The sequence below is a fragment of the Aliivibrio sp. S10_S31 genome, from assembly GCF_014694495.1.
In the GTDB taxonomy this organism is placed as follows: Bacteria; Pseudomonadota; Gammaproteobacteria; order Enterobacterales; family Vibrionaceae; genus Aliivibrio; species Aliivibrio fischeri.
In genome coordinates, this window is record NZ_JAAUWR010000025.1 from 23,402 (window position 1) to 41,599 (window position 18,198).

Below are 18,198 nucleotides of genomic sequence, written 5' to 3' on the forward strand. Positions count from 1 at the left end.
TACTTCTCATAATGGATTTTTTTTGAACAGTGTTCATTATCGATAGTAGTTTGTTTAATAAAGAAAAAGTTGATTACAGCGAACAAGTGTAAGCTAGGAAAAGATTTGCAAAAAAACGTGATGTGTAACACAATTACGCAATCTGGCTATTAAGCATTGTTTTTACGATTAGATATCAAATAAGGTTTCTCTATGAAGGTTGTCGATTTTCTAAAGCATAAGCGTGAATATCTTGCGAAACATCCGTTCGAGTTGAAAGACTGGATGTCACCAACCATTTATGATTACTGGATTGAGTTTTTAAATAAAGCCAACAATATTCACATTATTTCGTGGGTTAAAGAACATAAGCGTGCTGCAAATGGACAGTCGCAAGAAGTTGTTCAACCTGAGCCAATTGAAATGAACTTAGAAACACAAAACGTTTTTGAAGAGCTAACAGCTCGTTTAGGTGAAGAAATTCACGTTGGCGATTGGTCATTAATGGATCAAGAGCGAATTAACAGTTTTGGTGCAGTAACAGAAGATCCACAATGGATTCATACGGATCCAGAGAGAGCAGCGGCAGAATCCCCTTTTAAAACCACTATCGCACACGGCTTTCTTACGCTTTCTATGTTATCAAAACTGACAGATAACGTTGGTAGTGATAACTTACTGTTCCCAACAGCAAAAATGACTGTTAACTACGGTTTAAATAAAGTGCGTTTCCCATATCCAGTTAAAGCGGGTAAGCGTATTCGTGCAAGAAGCACACTGATGTCAGTGACACCAATCAAGCGTGGTTTAGAGATTGAGACAGAAGTTAAAGTTGAAATCGAAAAGTGTCGTCGCCCTGGCTGTGTGGCTGTATCGGTAATTCGTCTGTACTTTTAATTCTTTAATTTTAAGTAATAAACAAAAATATAAAAAACCGCATTATCCTAAGGTAATGCGGTTTTTTGTATGTGTAAGTTATGTTTGTATGCGTGTTAATTAAGCAGCGCGATTGTTGTGGTTTGCTCCACGCAGCATAGCTTGAACTAACTCTGTTGCTTCAAACTTGGTTAGGGCTTCGTGAGCACCAACTTGGTGTGCTTGCTCTACACAAATCTCACTTGAGAGTGAAGTATGAAGAATGACATAAGCATCTTTTAATCGATTGTCATTTTGAATCTCAAAAGCCAATTCGTATCCATCTAATCCCGGCATTTCAATATCACTAACAACAATATTATATGGCCTACCTTCATCTGATGCTTTTTTTAGTATTTCATAGGCATCTAAACCGTTTGTTGCAACATCATAAGGGATATTAATACTGTCGAGTGCAGTTGAAAGCTGTTTACGTGCAACAAAAGAGTCATCAACTAATAGTATGTTTAACGGTTTTAGTTTCTCTCTCTCAACGTCCGCTAAGATAGGATATAAATTAGAAGTATTTTCTGGATAAATTTTAGATAGAAGTAATTCTACATCAAGCAGTTGAACAATTTTATCTTCAACACGAGTGATACCAGTAACGAAAACATTAGAGCCTGCACTTTCTGGCGATGTTTCGATTGCTTTCCAATCACATTCAATAATCTTATCGATGGCTCTTACAGCAAAGCCTACAACAGTACGCATGCAATCAGTGATGATGATATAGCAGCTATCTAGTTCTTCTTTTTGTAATGGACGAAATCCAACAGCTGCTGCCATGTCGATAATGGGAATCGCCATATTTCTTATGGTTGCGGTACCTAAAACATGATGATGAGAATAGGGGATAGATGTGAGAGGCTGGAAAGGTACGATCTCACGAACTTTCAAAGTGCCAATAGCAAACCGTTGTGAAAGCGTGAGTTTGAATAGCAGCATACCTTGCGATTGATTCGCCTTGCTTTTCATAAGTGATAGCCTTTTTGATGTTCTTTTCTAAAGGAGATTGTAGTTTTTTTGAGACGGTTTTTAAAGGTGAGACTATCAATTATGGCGATATAAACGATATAATTATGATAAATCGTTATTTAAACTAATTGAGGCATTCATGGCGAATACTGCAGCTGCGTTACACATTCTTGTTAAGCATAAAGAACAAGCAGAAGACATTATCCAACAGCTTAAAAAAGGCGCTAAATTTCACGTATTAGCGAAGAAGTATTCAAGTTGTCCTTCTGGTAAAAGAGGCGGTGATTTAGGTGAATTCAAGAAAGGTCAAATGGTTCCTCAATTTGATAAGGTGTGCTTCAGTGGTGAAACTCTGGTTCCGCACTTAGTGAAGACTAAATTTGGTTGGCACGTGGTTAAAGTGTTGTACCGCACTTAATTTATATTAGGGCTATATATACAAAAAATCCGACGTTTAACCGTCGGATTTTTTTATGAATAAACCATACTAATGGGATTAACGTTCCCAGTATGCTTCTTCTAAGCAATCTTCACGCTCTGGCATTGAATTAGACAAGCGAGGAGAGTGTTGAGTTAATACTTCATAACTTGCACGGTTAGAGTATTTACAAATTTGAGAGAAAGAAGAATAGGTTAAATACTCAGCATCATGTTTGCTTGAATTTGGCACATTCTCTTTATGGTAGAAGTTTGCAGCCATATCATGCAATAAAGCTGATAATGCAGCATCACCAGCACCATTCGTATTTTTAATCTCAACAGGGCCGCCCATGTATGGAGCAATGTGAGAAGATACTTTAATTGGTTTTTTACATAATGCTTTAACCATTGGACGACTGTATTCGAAGCGGTTAAATTCAGGAATGTTACCCGGTAGAAGGGGCTTACTTGTTTCGCGTTTAATACTTTCTTCTGTGAAACCAGCCATGTATAGACCGATAGGGCCTGCAGTACAAAGAACTAGATCAACCCACTCAAGAGCTTTATCTGCCGCTAGTAGAGGATCTTTTTCACCAGTTAATGCTTCTGCTTCTTCTTCATTCATTGCAACAACAGTCACGTTTTCTTTTAAGAAGGTTTGCCACCATTCTGCTTTACCTTCAATAACGTATTTAGTACCTAAAGTAAGAACCACTGGAACGTTATGAGATTTTGCACAATCGATAGCTTTACGTACTGCGTCCATCATAGGATCGCCTTCTTTACCACGAACAAGGTAAGAAGAAATCACTAATGCTGATGCTTTTTCGAAAATATGCTCTGGAACATGAGTAGGGCACAGTTGGTTCATGTCACCTTCATTGATAGCAAACGTACGTTCACCGTCTTCTGAAATTAATGTGTAACAACGACCAATAGGGCCTTGAACTGGCTGTAGGTAGTCTAAATCCATACGGCTTGTTGTGTTACATAAGTAACGATAAGCGTAAGAGCCGATTTTGATGTCTTCGCTCATAACACCTAAAAGAATAGATTTGCTATCAGCAAGAACAGAATAGTTATGAAGAGTGTTACCAATAGTATCGCCAGGATACTCATGACTGATCAAGTTTCTTTCAAATAGTTCTTTATATAAAGCTTCAGCTTTTGATTCTTCAAGAACTAGTGAATGACCTTTACTTAATTGATGACGGTTTAGGAAGTCATCATCTACTTTTGCTTCGATATCTACGATTGTTTGACCAACACCGATAAGATGAGTGCGTTCAAGTTTAGGCGTTTGGTTGATTTGATTCACTAGAGGATCGCGAGTGTGAACTGGAAAATAGTGTTTAGACTTACGTTGGCCAGGAAACTTCATGTATTAAAGATCAGTTAATGAGTGAATTTTCCGTGAGTATATCACATTAAATTCGATATCCATTCATGAAAATAGTAAAAAAATGAGAAGTTGATCGTCTTGGATATTAACTGATAATAGCAAACGTTTACTTGTTTGAAGAAAGTTACGGTTGGGTGCTAATTAGGTGTCTTTATAAAAATCTAAGAATTGAAAGAAATATAGAGTAATTATCTACATATTTTTTTAAAAAAGTGAAATTAACTGGTAAGTGCTTTTTGTTTGTACTTTAATCAATGGTATCACAAAAAAAATAGAATTATCAGACTTGCTAAAAAGGTTTCTGGGCCTATAATACTGAAAACCGGAGCGCCTGCCAGCGCCCCGGTTTTTTTGTGCCTGCTATCTTGGTTTGTTAACTGCCTTCTGCCAAAGGCAACAAGAGATAGTAGAGCCTTATCGATAAGACGAGGAATTTATCATGCGTATCGAACAAGAATTAAAGTTAGGCTTCAAAGATGTACTGTTTCGTCCTAAGCGTTCAACGCTGAAAAGTCGCTCTCAGGTTGAATTAACCCGCGATTTTACATTCAAACATAGCGGACGTCAATGGTCTGGTACACCTGTAATTGCAGCTAACATGGATTCTGTAGGTAGCTTTGCAATGGCGAAAGCATTATCTGAGCATGGTGTAATGACTGCTGTACATAAGCACTACACTGTTGCTGATTGGGCTGAGTTTATTAAAGAGAACGATGCATCTGTTCTTAAAAACGCAATGGTTTCTACTGGTACTTCAGAAGCTGATTTCCAAAAAACTAAAGACATCATGGCATTGACGGATGACTTGATCTTTATTTGTATTGATATAGCAAACGGTTACTCTGAGCATTTAGTACAGTATGTTGAAAAAGTACGTGCTGAATTTCCTGATAAAGTGATTTCTGCAGGTAACGTTGTTACTGGTGATATGGTTGAAGAGCTTATTCTTGCTGGTGCGGATATTGTTAAGGTAGGTATTGGCCCAGGTTCAGTATGTACTACACGTGTTAAAACAGGTGTTGGTTACCCACAACTTTCTGCAATTATCGAATGTGCTGATGCTGCTCACGGTCTTGGTGGTCGTATTATCGGTGATGGCGGTTGTTCATGTGCTGGTGATGTTTCTAAAGCGTTCGGCGGCGGTGCTGATTTCGTTATGCTTGGTGGTATGCTAGCTGGTCACGAAGAATCGGGCGGTGAAGTTATTGAGCAAGACGGTAAGCAATTCATGAAATTCTACGGAATGTCTTCACAAAGTGCGATGGACAAGCACTCAGGTGGTGTTGCTAAGTACCGTGCTGCTGAAGGTAAAACTGTTCTATTACCATTCCGTGGTTCAGTTCATAATACGATTTCTGACATCCTTGGTGGTGTACGTTCAACGTGTACATACGTAGGCGCAGCGCAGCTTAAAGAGCTAACTAAGCGTACTACTTTCATCCGAGTACAAGAGCAAGAGAACAACGTTTTCGGTAAAGAATGATAACTTACTTTTTCTGAAATAATGAATAATTTAGGGTCGCAGTTTGCGGCCCTTTTTTGTGTACGTAGAATAAAATTATATGGTAAACGTTTTTGGATGGTATTTTTTGATGCTATTACTATCAACTAACTGTTTAAAATCTTGAATAAAATCATTAATATCAGAATCTAATGGGATAGATTGGAAGTCTAAAAAGTCATATTCCCACCATTTTATATCTAATAAGTTGTTAATCACTTCTTCTTTGAAACGGTACTTTATAAGTTTACTTGGGATCCCGCCAACAATAGCGTAATCAGGAACATCTTTAGTTACGACTGCATTAGCGGCAATAACAGCGCCATTACCAATTGTAATGCCTGGTTTTAGTACTACGTTAGCTCCAATCCAAACGTCATTTTTAATGATGATGGGTTGTGGAACGTAGTCTTTATTTTCTTTTAATGACCCTTGTTGTAAACCAGATAGTGCAAACTCATCATTAGAATAGGTTACAGTACTTGTCGTAAAACGATGTAGAGGGTGTTGGTAGCCTAAAATAGTCACATCTTTAGCGATTGAGCAGTAACGTCCAACGATTGTATTTCTTTCAAGTTGACTATAGCTATATGAGTATGCTCCCATGCTCCATAATAAATAGCCGGCACGAAACGCAACGTTTTCTTCTATTTTTAACGAGGATGGCAATCTAACTCTTTGGAATAGAGATAATTTCGGTGGAAGAGTTACTCTATTGTTTTTAAGTTGTTTTCTTATTCTGAAACCAAATGTTACACGTTTAAACATATATAAAGTCAATTATGCGAGGTGCTTCACATTATATTATGATTAATGGCATTGTTAAAATAAAATTATAAAAAACATCTGAAATGTGAGGGATGAAGGAACAATAATGTGTGTAGCGGTATTGGTGTGAGATTTAAAAAACAGATGAACCTATCAGACAATAGGCTCATTCTATTAGGGGTGAAAGTTAGTTATACAAAGTATCTTTCACCATCAATAACCCAACTGCCAATGACGTTAGAATCTTTCAATTCTATTTTCACTTCCGTCATGTTTCTTGCACCTTTACCTAGTAACTCAGAATATAAAGCTTCTGCTTCTTTCTCTGCTGTTGCTAAACCTGTAGCACCAAACTCCTCAGGTACTTTAAAAACAAATTCAGGTTTCATACTAATTTCACTCCTTTTGATAACAAAACAGTAAAACCCTAGCATACATCTAGTGGATAAAAGTTAACATAGATCACATAAAAACATGGTTTATTGTTTCTTGTTATTTGAAAGACATTTTAATCAATTTATATAATAAGTTTTGTTTCAAAATGGAGTTTTGTTGAATGTATGGAGAATTTACATTTGATTGCTGAATGGTTTTGCGGATCATTATGATGCCTTTTCTTCAATTAGAGACAATGTCTCACTATATGAAAAACAAAGGTTGATTACTTTTTTTGTTGATATATATTCCGCAGCTTTTATTACTTTAAGAATGACGATGCTAAGAGAGTTAATGTTGCTACAGCTAAAAAGACACGCTTTTATCTTTTCTAAGATATGGGCTCTGCTTTTTTGTTTCTTTTTGGTTTGCTACTTTTTCTTTAATGTAATTTCAATTAATCAGTTAGAACGAGGGGTAGTCGATGATTATAAAAATGTTTACTCCATTAGTCGCCGATTTTCTTCTTATTATAATAATGCAAAAACCATCAATTTAGATGAAGGTAAGTACTTTAGGAGTGATGTATCTGTTGTTGTCATACGAGATACAAAGGTAAAAGTTCTTTCCGAGGGTATTTATAAGTTAAGGACCGAATTAGAAAAGTTAATCGGAGATAATTTATGGACAATTGCTGTTTTTCAAAATCCATCTAATTATGTTCATTTGGATCCTATCAGGGATAATTATGAACAATTTTATAAAACAAGAGAAGACGATAATATTATTGGACGAATTGTTCATAATGAAAATCTAAAAAAAACCTATCAATCATTTTATGGTTGTAACCTGAAGCTGACGGAAAAGTACATCGAAGAGGGTACAGGTGAAAATATTCGTTCGATTTATTATCCTATCTACAATAAACGACATTTAGATGCACTATTAGTTGTTGATATTAAAGCGTCTCTTTTACATGAACGAGTAGAACACTATAACAGCATTAAAAGTACGGTAATAAATAGTCAAAATGATAATAATTTATACCAACAAACCGTTTATCTTCCGTGTTCAGAGCATGACCCTATCACGTTAGGAATTAATTTAACTGATTTGATTAAGAAAATATTTCTTCCAGTTTTTTTATTTTCATTAACATTATACGCTGTAAGTTATAACGTTAAACGAAGCAAAAAAATGCTTCAATACGATGCCATGACAGGTTTTTATCGCCGTGATTTTTATGAAAATCGTTTGAAGAGAATGAAAGCATTTTCATTGTTGATTATTGATATTGATAACTTTAAACGTGTTAATGATACTTATGGGCATAAGAAAGGTGACGAAGTCATTCAACAGGTGGCAAAACGTATTTTAGATTGTGTAACACAGCATGACTATTGCATTCGTTGGGGTGGAGAAGAATTCATCGTTCTATTAGATTCTGGTAGTACAATTAAATCACAAGAAAAAGCAGAAAGAATACGATCTGCGATAGAAAAAGAATTAATTGCAGATCTACAGGTAACAGTGTCGATTGGTGGTGTGGTGGATGATGATACAACGTTTTCAGATGCATACAAACGTGCCGATGTTGCTCTGTATCAATCTAAGAATAACGGACGAAACCGTGTAACTATGGCAAATTAAATATTGAGTGTGCCTTGTTTGTTGACATCATAAGTTGTGCAGACAAGAATGTCTGTGGATTAAAATTTCAACAAGTAAGGTTTATTATTATGACGCATCCAATTATTCATGATCTTGAAAATCGTTATACATCAAAAAAATATGACCCATCAAAGAAAGTCTCTCAAGAAGATTTAGCGATTTTACTTGAGGCTCTGCGTTTATCTGCTTCTTCAATTAACTCACAGCCTTGGAAGTTCATTGTTATTGAGTCTGATGAAGCAAAGCAACGTATGCATGATTCATTTGCAAATATGCACCAATTTAATCAACCTCACATCAAAGCGTGTTCTCATGTGATTTTATTTGCAAATAAGCTTTCGTATACACGAGATGATTATGATGTGGTTTTATCTAAAGCGGTTGCTGACAAGCGTATTACGGAAGAGCAAAAAGAAGCAGCTTTTGCTTCGTTTAAGTTTGTAGAATTGAACTGCGATGAAAATGGTGAGCATAAAACATGGACTAAACCTCAAGCTTATTTAGCTCTTGGTAATGCTCTGCATACATTAGCTAGACTGAACATTGACTCAACAACAATGGAAGGAATTGATCCTGAATTACTCAGTGAAATTTTTGCTGATGAATTAAAAGGGTATGAATGTCATGTTGCTTTAGCCATTGGTTATCATCATCCAAGTGAGGATTACAATGCCTCGTTACCTAAATCCCGCAAAGCATTTGAAGATGTAATTACCATCCTTTAGAGCCTTAATCATTGAAATGAAGAAAAGCCAGCGATTATGCTGGCTTTTTTATTGGGGAGGTTAATAAATTTTATGAACTGGGAGTTTACGAAGTGCTTCGTAATGTTCGCCAACCATGTTTGTATAATCACCTGATTGATAGGCTTTAATCATTTCTAATGTGAGCGTCCAAGCAAACTGATTGGTCTCTTCTGCTCCAGTAAAACCGTCGTATAGGGCATAGCTTGCCGTAAGAAGTGTTGGATCAAGTCCAGCATTTACGTATGCCATTGTATAATCAATGATAGAAATTACATTGTTTATACTGTGCTCTTTACCTGTATTTGATGTAACGGTACCGGTTTCTGGGTTATAAGTAACATCAGGTTGTGATAGAACCCCGTTAATAACTGCGTTAAAGATCTGGTTGTTCATACCATTGCTTAAATCAATCTCACCAGAAGCAATTTGTGCTTTATATGAATTAATGATCAATTCAATAAATGGTGCATCAAGGGCAAGAATTGGCGTATGGAACGTTGATTTAAACCCTGCTACTGGTTGCCATGCATTAAGAATATTCGTTAATGTTTCAGCTGACGTATTGTCTAGTGCAATTTTTGCTGTGTAACCTTCACTTGTAAACAGTTTTGAAGCAACACGATTCGCTAATGTATTGTCCTTAGTGATGGTGTAATTAATGCCTCCAATTGAAACCGTTAATCCATCACCACCAAGCAAACCATATTGATCAAGCTGTTTTGTTAAGCTATTACGTTGCTGTAGGGCTGTTTCTGCAAATTTATAATCAGAAGTCAGCATTTGTCGAGTACCCATATACACAATCATGCTCGACATATCGGTTCTACCAGTGCGAGTTAAACCATAGAATGATTCGATACCACGTGGCATTGGTGGTAGTGCTTCTACCAGTTGTGAAACGTGTAAGTTAACATCGATGGTTGGTTCATAAGGTGCACCAGCTCTATCAACAAACTCAACGGCATTGGCTAGTGGTTCTTTTGCAACAATGTGCGCCATAATGGCATCGTATTCGGCTTTAACCCCAGGTAAGTCGAGTAAAGAAGCAAACGCAGTTTCATCTGTGTAACGGAAAGAGAAACGACGAGCCAATTGGTAACTTGCTAATCCTTTATCTGGCCACATACCTAATACCGAAACCGCATTTGAATATGGATTTGATGGGTCAAACGAACCAACTGAGTTTAAGAACTTAGAGTTAATTGATTTTGCATGAATTTCAGTTGCTCCATACAAAGATTCAAGAATTGGAGTAGCAACCTCATCGAAACAATCTGCACGAGTAATATCGTATTCACTTGGAATAGTATAACTTTGTGCTGTTAATGCTTCACCAAGAGAAATACTGCGCATAGTTCCCGAACGGTCAGTGATAATACATTGCGTTTCTGGTGTACGTAATACATCTAAGAAAAATTCAGAAGCCTTTTTCGCACCAAAGGCATAATCACATAACCACGAGTTACCAGCTCTTTCATCTCTATCTTCTGAATAAACACAGGTACTCGGATTGGAAGCAACCATTTGTAAAAATTCGGTCGGCTTATTTGAAGGTGATGCGTCACCATAATCGTGAAATAGTTGGTCGACACGTTCATTGTCTTCAATCATGTCACGTATTGTGTTCATTTCACGGAAGCGACGAATAATATAAGATGGGTAATTAGAATTATAAAGCCCATCATTATATAGTCCTGCATTTCGTGAGTCGTAGCTGTCTAAGTATTGCTGCCATTTGTAAGTGGCAATTTCTTGTAGGTTTGTCCCTTCATCAAAACGGTTACAATCGCTATTGCCAGAAACATTACCATCGGTACAGAAAGCATAAGACTTACGAGTGAAACCGAGTATGTCATCTAGGTAGTAAAGTACACCATGTTCAGCAAGTGGATTGCCATTTAGTGCGGCAGTATCTAAACGAGAGAAATCACAGGTGTAGTTTGATTGTCCCGTTGGTTGACCTTGATCATCAAGTACTTGTGATTGCTCTGTACAAACCATAAGAGATTCATTTTCAGCGGTTGCACCGTATTGACTGTAGAAAGAGTTAGCATATGCAGCTTCACCACCTTCAGACGCCCGTTGTTCAGCGCTCATCGGTGATGCTTCAACAAGATCAAGTTTACGAGCGTATGCAAATTTAAATGCAGCTAAGTCATATAGACCCCAAGTTGGGATTTCATCAAGCATACTTGGTGCGTAATCCATTGTTGAGCTGTACGCTGGAACGTTGCTTAAGCCAAGTAGTTTAGATTGCGTTTTTGATAAGTAGTTATCAATGTCATTTGAGCCTTTAAAGTTATGACGTAAACCTACATTATGACCAATTTCATGAACTAAAGTGTTCGCATAAGTTGTTACGGTAATGGCATCTGCTGCAACCGTCTGAAGATGGTCTGGCAGTAGGGCCCATGGTTTTAGTGTTTTAGTAACAATACCGGTTTCTGGATCCGTAATATTCGTAAAGTAACCTTCGTCAACAAGAGGTAAGTTATCAATAACGGCTTTACTTGAAGAAGACACCCATGACGCTTCAATAGGGTAGGCGTTGTTTTCACTCCAAAATGCAAGACGCTCCTCTTCTGCTCGAACAATATCTTCAAGATCCATGTCATCATTGACAGGTTTCAATATCGTTGGACCTTGCGCCAATTTTTGTTTTAAGCTTTGTTGGGCTAAAAACTCAATTGCTGTTTCTTCATTAATTGAAATGGAGGTTGTATTATGAGCATGTTGATTGTGATTGGCGTAAAGAGATTCAGAGATGGCTCTATTAGTTTGAAGTTCTGATCTTGATTGTGCAGATGCTGACTCTTCTGCAGCTAAACCATTCATCTCAAGTTGTCCACGGTTATACAGTCGCGCCATATTGTCCCAATAAAATGGAACACCACGGCGTGCAACACCAGAATATTGGTTTACGTGTGCTTTAATGACCTCACCAGTTCTTGGGTGCGCAATAGATGGACCATAACCAAGTAACCCGTTATCAAGCGGTTCATCGACGAGATTAATGACGTTATAGCGAAGATCACCCGGATGAATTCCCATTCCTTCTGATTTATTGACAATCTCAATCATAGGTTTGTTTGAGTTTGGTTCAAGTAAACGAAGAGTTTCGTTCATTTTATTAACGGTATTGATCGTCGAGTCTAAGAAAAGCTTATTCTTCTCTTCAAAAAAGTTATCTGATAAATAATATTTGATTGAACCTTGAGCCGGATTAAAACGGTTCAAATAAGTTACCGCATCGTATTTGTTAGTGATTGGATCTCTTACTTTTGTTGTTGTGGTAAAGAAACCAATATCGTTTTCATCATTCACAGGATATAAGACAGGTTGGTAATCTTCAGACGCGATGTGACTTTCATGAACAAGGGAGTAATAGAAGCGAGACTTAAATGAGCCTTTAGCCAACTCTTCCTCCATTGCTGACCAATCCATATAACGCGATAATTTAGAAAAATTAATCTTAAATGTTTGTTCAAGTTCGAAGTTTAATACGCCTTTTTTAGGGTCAAACTCCCAAGAGATCACTTCTGGTGATCCTTGTGGTGTTAATCCATCTTTAGTGCCATAGAGCTCGTCCCAGTTTAAATCACTTACTAATGTTAATTCAGGGCTTGGCGTAAAGTGGGTATTGTTTCTAAAAGTAGTGTTGCCAAGGTTTGGATCTGAATCTTTTTCTTCGACGTTAGTACAATCACCGTAGTTATCTTCACGACATTGGTATTTCGCATAACTACCAGGAATGGTCATAACATGAGGAAAGTTAACTTGATCATCAGAGCCGATATTGCTTTCATCTTGCGGTAAACAGAAGCCGTTTTTATCTTTTGGTAGTAAAAGATCTGGATTATTATTGTCATAGCCACGAACTTCTAAGCCCTCATCTGAAAAGCAAAGCTCAACATAACGTCCCATACCTTGTAAAAAAGGAAATTGAGTTACAGCAAAGCGAGGTGCAGCTCCGGTAGTTGGAGCGTAAAACCAGCGGCCTTCAACACGTAAATCTTGTACTTTAACTTCAGTAAGGTCTTTATCAAGAGTGTCATATTCTTGTTCTTCTGGCGCACAACCAGTGAGTGCAACGGTTACCGCTGCAGCTAATGTAAGCTTTTTATATGTCATATTGTTCACATCCTGTTTTTATTATTTTATCCCTAAAATGAATAAGTCATGCCAAGTGAGTATGTAGCTTTTGCTTCATCAAAAAGATCAAAGCTGCCTAATGTTCCTTGTGCTGCATCTGTATATACACCGGAAGAAGCCAGTGTTAATGAAATAGAAAGGTCTTCTAAAAGGTTATAACCAGCGCTGACGTTACCACCATAGCTGTAACCGTCCGCCCAACGGCCGTTATAATTGATAGAGGTTCCTCCTAATGCCGATACGGAGAAGAAAGCATCGCCATAGTTATAATTTGCTCCTAATAATAAAGATAATCCCCACGATATATTTACGTTACCTGATGGTGAGGTAGTGTACTGGTGAAAGTTTTTACGAACACGAGGTGCAATAAGAAAACCAACGTCTGCTAACTTGAAAGTAAATGGGGTTTGTATACGAAAAGCGGTATTGAGAAAACTATCTTGAGACGCTTGTGATGTAGGTATTGAAAATTGCCCACTGATAGACATACGTCCTGTATCACCAAAAGTGAGAAGTGATGAGCGCGATAGACCAACAACCGTATCTGTAGAATAGAATCCTTCAGCATTTTGTAATGTACGGTAACCACCTGTATTGGAATAAAGAGAGTAGTGCTCCCAAAATGCCAAATGAAGTGAACCATGAAATGAAATAGCACGACTTGAGCGATAATCAGAAGCTGAGTAAAGATTACTGTCATACCCAAGGCTTAATGATCCGCCCCATTTTAAATTTGAGTCTTGGTCTATCTCTGTGGATTCAGCAGGTATTTCTTCCTTGTTCGTATCTTCAGCAAAGGCATTGTGAACTAGTGCTGAAGTACAAAAAATGAAGCTCGATAGTGCTGACTGTTTTAATTGTTTTGTCCGCATATATGACTTCCATGTCGATAAAGTGCTCATCATGAGCGATAACTGACGTTGTTATTATTATTTGTCATTAAATTGACGTTGTTACATATTTGTAACCTTTGCGCGAAAGTGGTGCAATGATTACAGTTTTATAACTAAGAGGGTTTTAATTTATGAGTTGCTTCACTCCAAAAAATGAAACCGAACTAGTAATTTAGAATGATATAAAGTAAATTGAAAAAATAAGAAATAACATCAAGGAAGTCGTTATGGGGTTTTGTGCTAGTTTATTATTAAATGCATTACGAGTTAAATTAAAAGAAAATGATCTTACTTATAATGAATTGTCATTAAAAGTAAATGTACCTATTTCGACATTAAAAAGACATTTTCATAGTAATTCAATTGGTATTGATAAATTAATGGAATATGCAACCGTATTAAATACCAATCTAGAAGAACTTTCACAAATTGCACGTGACATTCACAATAAAGAAGAAGGAACGAGAACCGAAGTTCTTGACGAAATCTTTTATAACCACCCTTATTTGTATGATTTTTTCTATGAAGTTCATGTCAAAGGAAGAGATGTACAAGAGGTGGCTAATGAAAACCATTTGAATGAACAGAGTGTTTATATCTATTTGAGAGCATTGGAGATTATGGGTTTGGTTGAACTGAAAAGTGATGGTTCACCATGCTTTCTTACTCCTCCTTATTATACCTTTTTTGAAGGTTCTAAATTAGATACTTTGTTTACCGAGAAATTAAGGCTTGAAGTATTATCACAAGCAAAAAGACCAGTAGTAGGAATGTCTCGAGTTTGTTTAACGCAAGAACAAATTGATCAGGTCTCAGAAATGGTTTATGAGAAAATACAACATTTTCATTTTCAAAATAAAGAATCAAAAGAAAGTGAAGATATCAGAAAAAATATATTGCTAAATGTAACTGAAGGTAATTATATACATTTATCTGATGGTTTGATTAATATTGAATCAGGTTTGTTAAAAGAACTTTATGAAACAATTAATAGTGATGAAGTATTATAATTAATACTGTATTTTATAAGTTATTCGACACAGTTCTAATTTGTCTAATTAACTAATGATTCAAAACGTAACTATTTATAATAAATAAGCCTCAATCAAGGTAATTGATATTTTTGAAAATAATTTAATCAAACTTGATTGAGCTTATTAAACTTTTCAACTAAAATTTCACTTTAATTATATTTCTGAGACAGGTGTCTTAGTTTTGATGGGTGAAAAAATGAAAACAGTTCCAAGTCCTAAATTTACGTGGGCGCTGTTGTCTCCAAAGTACTGGCTTGTATGGCTATCTTTTTCTTTTCTTGCTGTATTGGTTAATGTACTTCCGTTCGTGCTCCTTAAAAGAATAGGGAATGGAATCGGATGTTTGTCTAAACTTTGCTTAAAAAAGCGTGCGAACGTAGCTCGAAAAAATCTAGCATTATGTTTTCCTCATTATTCACAAACAGAAATTGAACTATTAGTGAATGAAAATTTTAAAAATACGGGGTTAGCTTTAATTGAAACCGGTATGGCTTGGTTTTGGCCAGATTGGCGAGTGAAGCGTCATATATCCATTATTGGCCAAGAAAAAATATTAGAAAAAGAGCAAGAAGGTAAAGGTGTATTGGTGCTGTGTTGTCATTTTTTAAATCTTGAAATGACAGCTCGAATCTTTAGTCTTTTTGCTCCTGGTTATGGCGTGTATCGTGCTAATAGCAATCCTGTTTATGAATTTATTCAACATCGTGGACGAACACGTAAAGGTCATAAGATGATTGATCGCCATGATGTTAAAAGCATGATTAAGGTTCTTAAGTCTGGAAATCGTTTGTGGTATTTACCTGATCATGACTATGGCCGCCGTAACTCAGTGTTTGTTCCATTTTTTGCTGTTCAAGAAGCGGCAACAACCACGGGTTCAAGTTTCTTAATTGATATGACAAAGTGTGCTGTTATGTCGGGTACCAGTATACGTACTGACAATCACTATACTTTAGAAATAGGGGATGACATTAGTGATGATATTCCACGCCGTGATGCTGTTACAGCTGCAAATGTACTAAATAGAGAGATTGAACGTTTAATTGAGAAAGAACCATCACAATGGATGTGGCTACATAAACGCTTCAAAACGTTACCAGAAGACTCAGAAGAGATGAATCGATACGCATAAAAGTTGTATTTAATTCAAAACTATTTCTCAATATAAAAAAGCCTCGCTGAATTAGCGAGGCTTTTGTTTATAAGGTGTTCTGTTTATAAAAACGTTTGTTATTAAGCTAACAATTCTTTTGCTGTGTTTAGTACGTTTTCAGTAGTGAAACCAAACATTTTGAATAGCTCATCAGCAGGCGCTGACTCACCAAATGTTGTCATGCCGATGATCTTGCCACCGAAACCAACATACTTGTACCAGAAATCAGCAATACCAGCTTCAATTGCGATACGTTTAGTTACCGCTGATGGAAGTACTGCTTCACGGTATGCTTCGTCTTGCTTATCAAATGCATCTGTTGATGGCATTGAAACAACACGTACCGCTTTACCTTCTGCTGTCAGTTGTGCTGCTGCTTCAACTGCTAGCTCAACTTCTGAACCTGTTGCAATAAGAATCAGCTCAGGTTGACCGTCACAATCTTTAAGGATGTAGCCACCTTTAGCGATGTTCGCTAATTGCTCTGTATCACGCTCTTGTTGTGCAAGGTTTTGACGAGAGAAGATAAGTGCAGATGGACCATCTTTACGCTCGATAGCCAGTTTCCATGCTACAGCAGATTCAACTTGGTCACATGGACGCCATGTGCTCATGTTAGGAGTTAGACGTAGAGAAGCGATTTGCTCAACTGGTTGGTGAGTTGGACCATCTTCGCCAAGACCGATAGAGTCGTGCGTGTAAACTTGGATGTTTTGCACTTTCATTAGTGCAGCCATACGCATTGCGTTACGAGCGTATTCCATGAACATTAGGAAAGTTGCGCCGTATGGTACGAAACCACCGTGCAAAGCAATACCATTCATGATTGCAGTCATACCGAATTCACGCACACCGTAGTGGATGTAGTTACCAGAGAAATCATTTGCTGCTAAAGATTTAGAACCAGACCACATAGTTAGGTTAGATGGTGCAAGGTCAGCAGAGCCGCCCATGAATTCAGGTAGCATAGCACCAAACGCTTCTAGTGCATTTTGAGATGCTTTACGTGATGCGATGTTTGCAGGGTTAGCTTGAAGATCAGCAATGATAGCTGATGCTTTCTCTTCCCACTCTTTTGGTAAATCACCGTTTACGCGGCGAGTAAATTCGGCTGCAAGTTCTGGGTATGCTGCTTCATAAGCTGCAAATTTTTCGTTCCACGACGCTTCCTTAACTGCGCCTGTTTCTTTCGCGTCCCATTCTGCGTAAACTTCTTGCGGAATTTCAAATGCGCCGTGCTCCCAACCTAATTGTGCTTTTGCTGCTTTAATTTCGTCAGCGCCTAGTGGAGCACCGTGACAGTCGTGTGTACCTTGTTTGTTTGGAGAACCAAAACCGATGATAGTTTTCGTACAAATAAGAGTAGGGCGAGGGTCTGCTTTAGCCGCTTCAATTGCTGCATTGATAGCGTCTGAGTCGTGACCGTCAACCGCTGGAATTACGTGCCAGCCGTAAGCTTCAAAGCGTTTAGGCGTGTCATCAGAGAACCAACCTTCAACTTCACCATCGATAGAAATACCGTTGTCATCCCAAAATGCGATTAATTTGCCTAGACCTAATGTACCAGCAAGTGAACACGCTTCGTGAGAAATACCTTCCATCAGACATCCATCACCCATGAATGCATAAGTGAAGTGGTCAACGATATCGTGGCCTTCTTTGTTGAATTGTGCCGCTAATGCTTTTTCAGCCATCGCCATACCAACAGCATTGGTAATACCTTGACCTAGAGGACCCGTAGTTGTTTCGATACCTGGTGCGTAGCCATACTCTGGGTGACCCGGAGTTTTAGAGTGAAGTTGACGGAAGTTTTTAAGGTCATCAATTGATAACTCGTAACCTGAAAGGTGAAGCAGAGAGTAGATCAGCATAGAGCCGTGACCGTTTGAAAGAATGAAACGGTCGCGATCAGCCCACTCTGGGTTTGCTGGGTTGTGATTTAAGTGAGAACGCCAAAGAACTTCAGCGATGTCAGCCATGCCCATAGGAGCGCCAGGGTGGCCAGAGTTTGCTTGTTGTACGCCGTCCATGCTTAGAGCACGGATTGCATTTGCTAAATGTTTACGGTTCATAATGTTTAACTCGAATATTTGAAAAGAATAGAGCAGGGTTCAGATCGCTTCGCTTAAAGGGTTCAGAGGTGTTTGTGGTGACTTCTAAACTAATACCAATTCCATTAATTATCTGATTATTATTACTGGTTAAATAACT

The 18,198-nt window shown here is 37.6% G+C and carries 14 protein-coding genes; 7 read left to right on the forward strand and 7 right to left on the reverse strand.

Features of this window, described 5'->3' with window-relative positions:
* The first annotated feature begins 192 nt into the window (after positions 1–192).
* Complete coding sequence (locus HC728_RS17620) at positions 193–876, forward strand: MaoC family dehydratase (RefSeq protein WP_005422992.1); 684 nt, start codon at positions 193–195, stop codon at positions 874–876.
* 99 nt (positions 877–975) lie between these two features.
* Here the strand turns inward: HC728_RS17620 and HC728_RS17625 are convergent, their stop codons facing one another.
* On the reverse strand, positions 976–1,872 hold the full coding sequence (locus HC728_RS17625) for a chemotaxis protein (protein ID WP_190395826.1): 897 nt from the start codon (positions 1,870–1,872) through the stop codon (positions 976–978).
* 139 nt (positions 1,873–2,011) lie between these two features.
* On the opposite strand from HC728_RS17625, the gene ppiC reads away from it, so the two are divergent.
* Positions 2,012–2,290, forward strand: coding sequence for a peptidylprolyl isomerase PpiC (ppiC, locus tag HC728_RS17630; protein WP_005422988.1), 279 nt, complete (start codon positions 2,012–2,014; stop codon positions 2,288–2,290).
* Positions 2,291–2,368: 78 nt separating this feature from the next.
* Here the strand turns inward: ppiC and HC728_RS17635 are convergent, their stop codons facing one another.
* On the reverse strand, positions 2,369–3,673 hold the full coding sequence (locus HC728_RS17635; RefSeq protein ID WP_005422987.1) for an inosine/guanosine kinase: 1,305 nt from the start codon (positions 3,671–3,673) through the stop codon (positions 2,369–2,371).
* Between the two features lie 460 nt (positions 3,674–4,133).
* On the opposite strand from HC728_RS17635, the gene HC728_RS17640 reads away from it, so the two are divergent.
* Entirely contained in the window at positions 4,134–5,177 is a 1,044-nt protein-coding gene (locus tag HC728_RS17640) for a GMP reductase (RefSeq protein ID WP_005422978.1), read from the forward strand.
* A 75-nt stretch (positions 5,178–5,252) separates the two neighbouring features.
* On the opposite strand, the gene HC728_RS20345 is transcribed toward HC728_RS17640, so the two are convergent.
* Both HC728_RS20345 and HC728_RS17650 read right to left on the reverse strand, forming a co-directional pair.
* Complete coding sequence (locus tag HC728_RS20345; protein WP_017019306.1) at positions 5,253–5,864, reverse strand: CatB-related O-acetyltransferase; 612 nt, start codon at positions 5,862–5,864, stop codon at positions 5,253–5,255.
* Positions 5,865–6,154: 290 nt separating this feature from the next.
* Entirely contained in the window at positions 6,155–6,352 is a 198-nt protein-coding gene (locus HC728_RS17650) for a hypothetical protein (protein WP_012535594.1), read from the reverse strand.
* 325 nt (positions 6,353–6,677) lie between these two features.
* Between HC728_RS17650 and HC728_RS17655 the strand changes: the two genes are divergently transcribed.
* Complete coding sequence (locus HC728_RS17655; protein ID WP_238933824.1) at positions 6,678–7,988, forward strand: GGDEF domain-containing protein; 1,311 nt, start codon at positions 6,678–6,680, stop codon at positions 7,986–7,988.
* A gap of 89 nt (positions 7,989–8,077) precedes the next feature.
* Positions 8,078–8,734 carry an NAD(P)H-dependent oxidoreductase gene (locus HC728_RS17660; RefSeq protein ID WP_065596814.1) on the forward strand — a complete coding sequence of 219 codons (657 nt, stop codon included), beginning with the start codon at positions 8,078–8,080 and terminating at the stop codon, positions 8,732–8,734.
* A gap of 60 nt (positions 8,735–8,794) precedes the next feature.
* Here HC728_RS17660 and HC728_RS17665 read toward each other — a convergent pair whose 3' ends face one another.
* Together HC728_RS17665 and HC728_RS17670 are read right to left on the reverse strand one after the other, a co-directional pair.
* Positions 8,795–12,886, reverse strand: a complete 4,092-nt coding sequence (locus HC728_RS17665; RefSeq protein ID WP_065641525.1) for a zinc-dependent metalloprotease — start codon at positions 12,884–12,886, stop codon at positions 8,795–8,797.
* 32 nt (positions 12,887–12,918) lie between these two features.
* Positions 12,919–13,779: a hypothetical protein gene (locus HC728_RS17670; protein WP_017019302.1), complete on the reverse strand. Its 861-nt coding sequence runs from the start codon at positions 13,777–13,779 to the stop codon at positions 12,919–12,921.
* Between the two features lie 248 nt (positions 13,780–14,027).
* On the opposite strand from HC728_RS17670, the gene HC728_RS17675 reads away from it, so the two are divergent.
* Both HC728_RS17675 and HC728_RS17680 read left to right on the forward strand, forming a co-directional pair.
* Complete coding sequence (locus HC728_RS17675; RefSeq protein ID WP_063658863.1) at positions 14,028–14,810, forward strand: helix-turn-helix transcriptional regulator; 783 nt, start codon at positions 14,028–14,030, stop codon at positions 14,808–14,810.
* A 208-nt stretch (positions 14,811–15,018) separates the two neighbouring features.
* Positions 15,019–15,966, forward strand: coding sequence for a Kdo(2)-lipid IV(A) acyltransferase (locus HC728_RS17680; protein ID WP_190395828.1), 948 nt, complete (start codon positions 15,019–15,021; stop codon positions 15,964–15,966).
* Positions 15,967–16,067: 101 nt separating this feature from the next.
* Here HC728_RS17680 and tkt read toward each other — a convergent pair whose 3' ends face one another.
* A complete protein-coding gene (gene tkt / locus HC728_RS17685; protein ID WP_190395829.1) occupies positions 16,068–18,059 on the reverse strand; it encodes a transketolase in 1,992 nt (663 codons plus the stop codon).
* Positions 18,060–18,198: the final 139 nt, after the last annotated feature.

Excerpts from the sequence above, each read along its gene's own strand:
- HC728_RS17660 (WP_065596814.1), top strand. The coding sequence starts at position 8,078 with ATGACGCATCCAATTATTCATGATCTTGAAAATCGTTATACATCAAAA.
- tkt (WP_190395829.1), bottom strand. The coding sequence starts at position 18,059 with ATGAACCGTAAACATTTAGCAAATGCAATCCGTGCTCTAAGCATGGAC.
- ppiC (WP_005422988.1), top strand. The coding sequence starts at position 2,012 with ATGGCGAATACTGCAGCTGCGTTACACATTCTTGTTAAGCATAAAGAA.
- HC728_RS17625 (WP_190395826.1), bottom strand. The coding sequence starts at position 1,872 with ATGAAAAGCAAGGCGAATCAATCGCAAGGTATGCTGCTATTCAAACTC.
- HC728_RS17665 (WP_065641525.1), bottom strand. The coding sequence starts at position 12,886 with ATGACATATAAAAAGCTTACATTAGCTGCAGCGGTAACCGTTGCACTC.
- HC728_RS17680 (WP_190395828.1), top strand. The coding sequence starts at position 15,019 with ATGGGTGAAAAAATGAAAACAGTTCCAAGTCCTAAATTTACGTGGGCG.
- HC728_RS17675 (WP_063658863.1), top strand. The coding sequence starts at position 14,028 with ATGGGGTTTTGTGCTAGTTTATTATTAAATGCATTACGAGTTAAATTA.
- HC728_RS17620 (WP_005422992.1), top strand. The coding sequence starts at position 193 with ATGAAGGTTGTCGATTTTCTAAAGCATAAGCGTGAATATCTTGCGAAA.
- HC728_RS17640 (WP_005422978.1), top strand. The coding sequence starts at position 4,134 with ATGCGTATCGAACAAGAATTAAAGTTAGGCTTCAAAGATGTACTGTTT.
- HC728_RS17670 (WP_017019302.1), bottom strand. The coding sequence starts at position 13,779 with ATGCGGACAAAACAATTAAAACAGTCAGCACTATCGAGCTTCATTTTT.
- HC728_RS17655 (WP_238933824.1), top strand. The coding sequence starts at position 6,678 with ATGCTAAGAGAGTTAATGTTGCTACAGCTAAAAAGACACGCTTTTATC.
- HC728_RS17635 (WP_005422987.1), bottom strand. The coding sequence starts at position 3,673 with ATGAAGTTTCCTGGCCAACGTAAGTCTAAACACTATTTTCCAGTTCAC.
- HC728_RS17650 (WP_012535594.1), bottom strand. The coding sequence starts at position 6,352 with ATGAAACCTGAATTTGTTTTTAAAGTACCTGAGGAGTTTGGTGCTACA.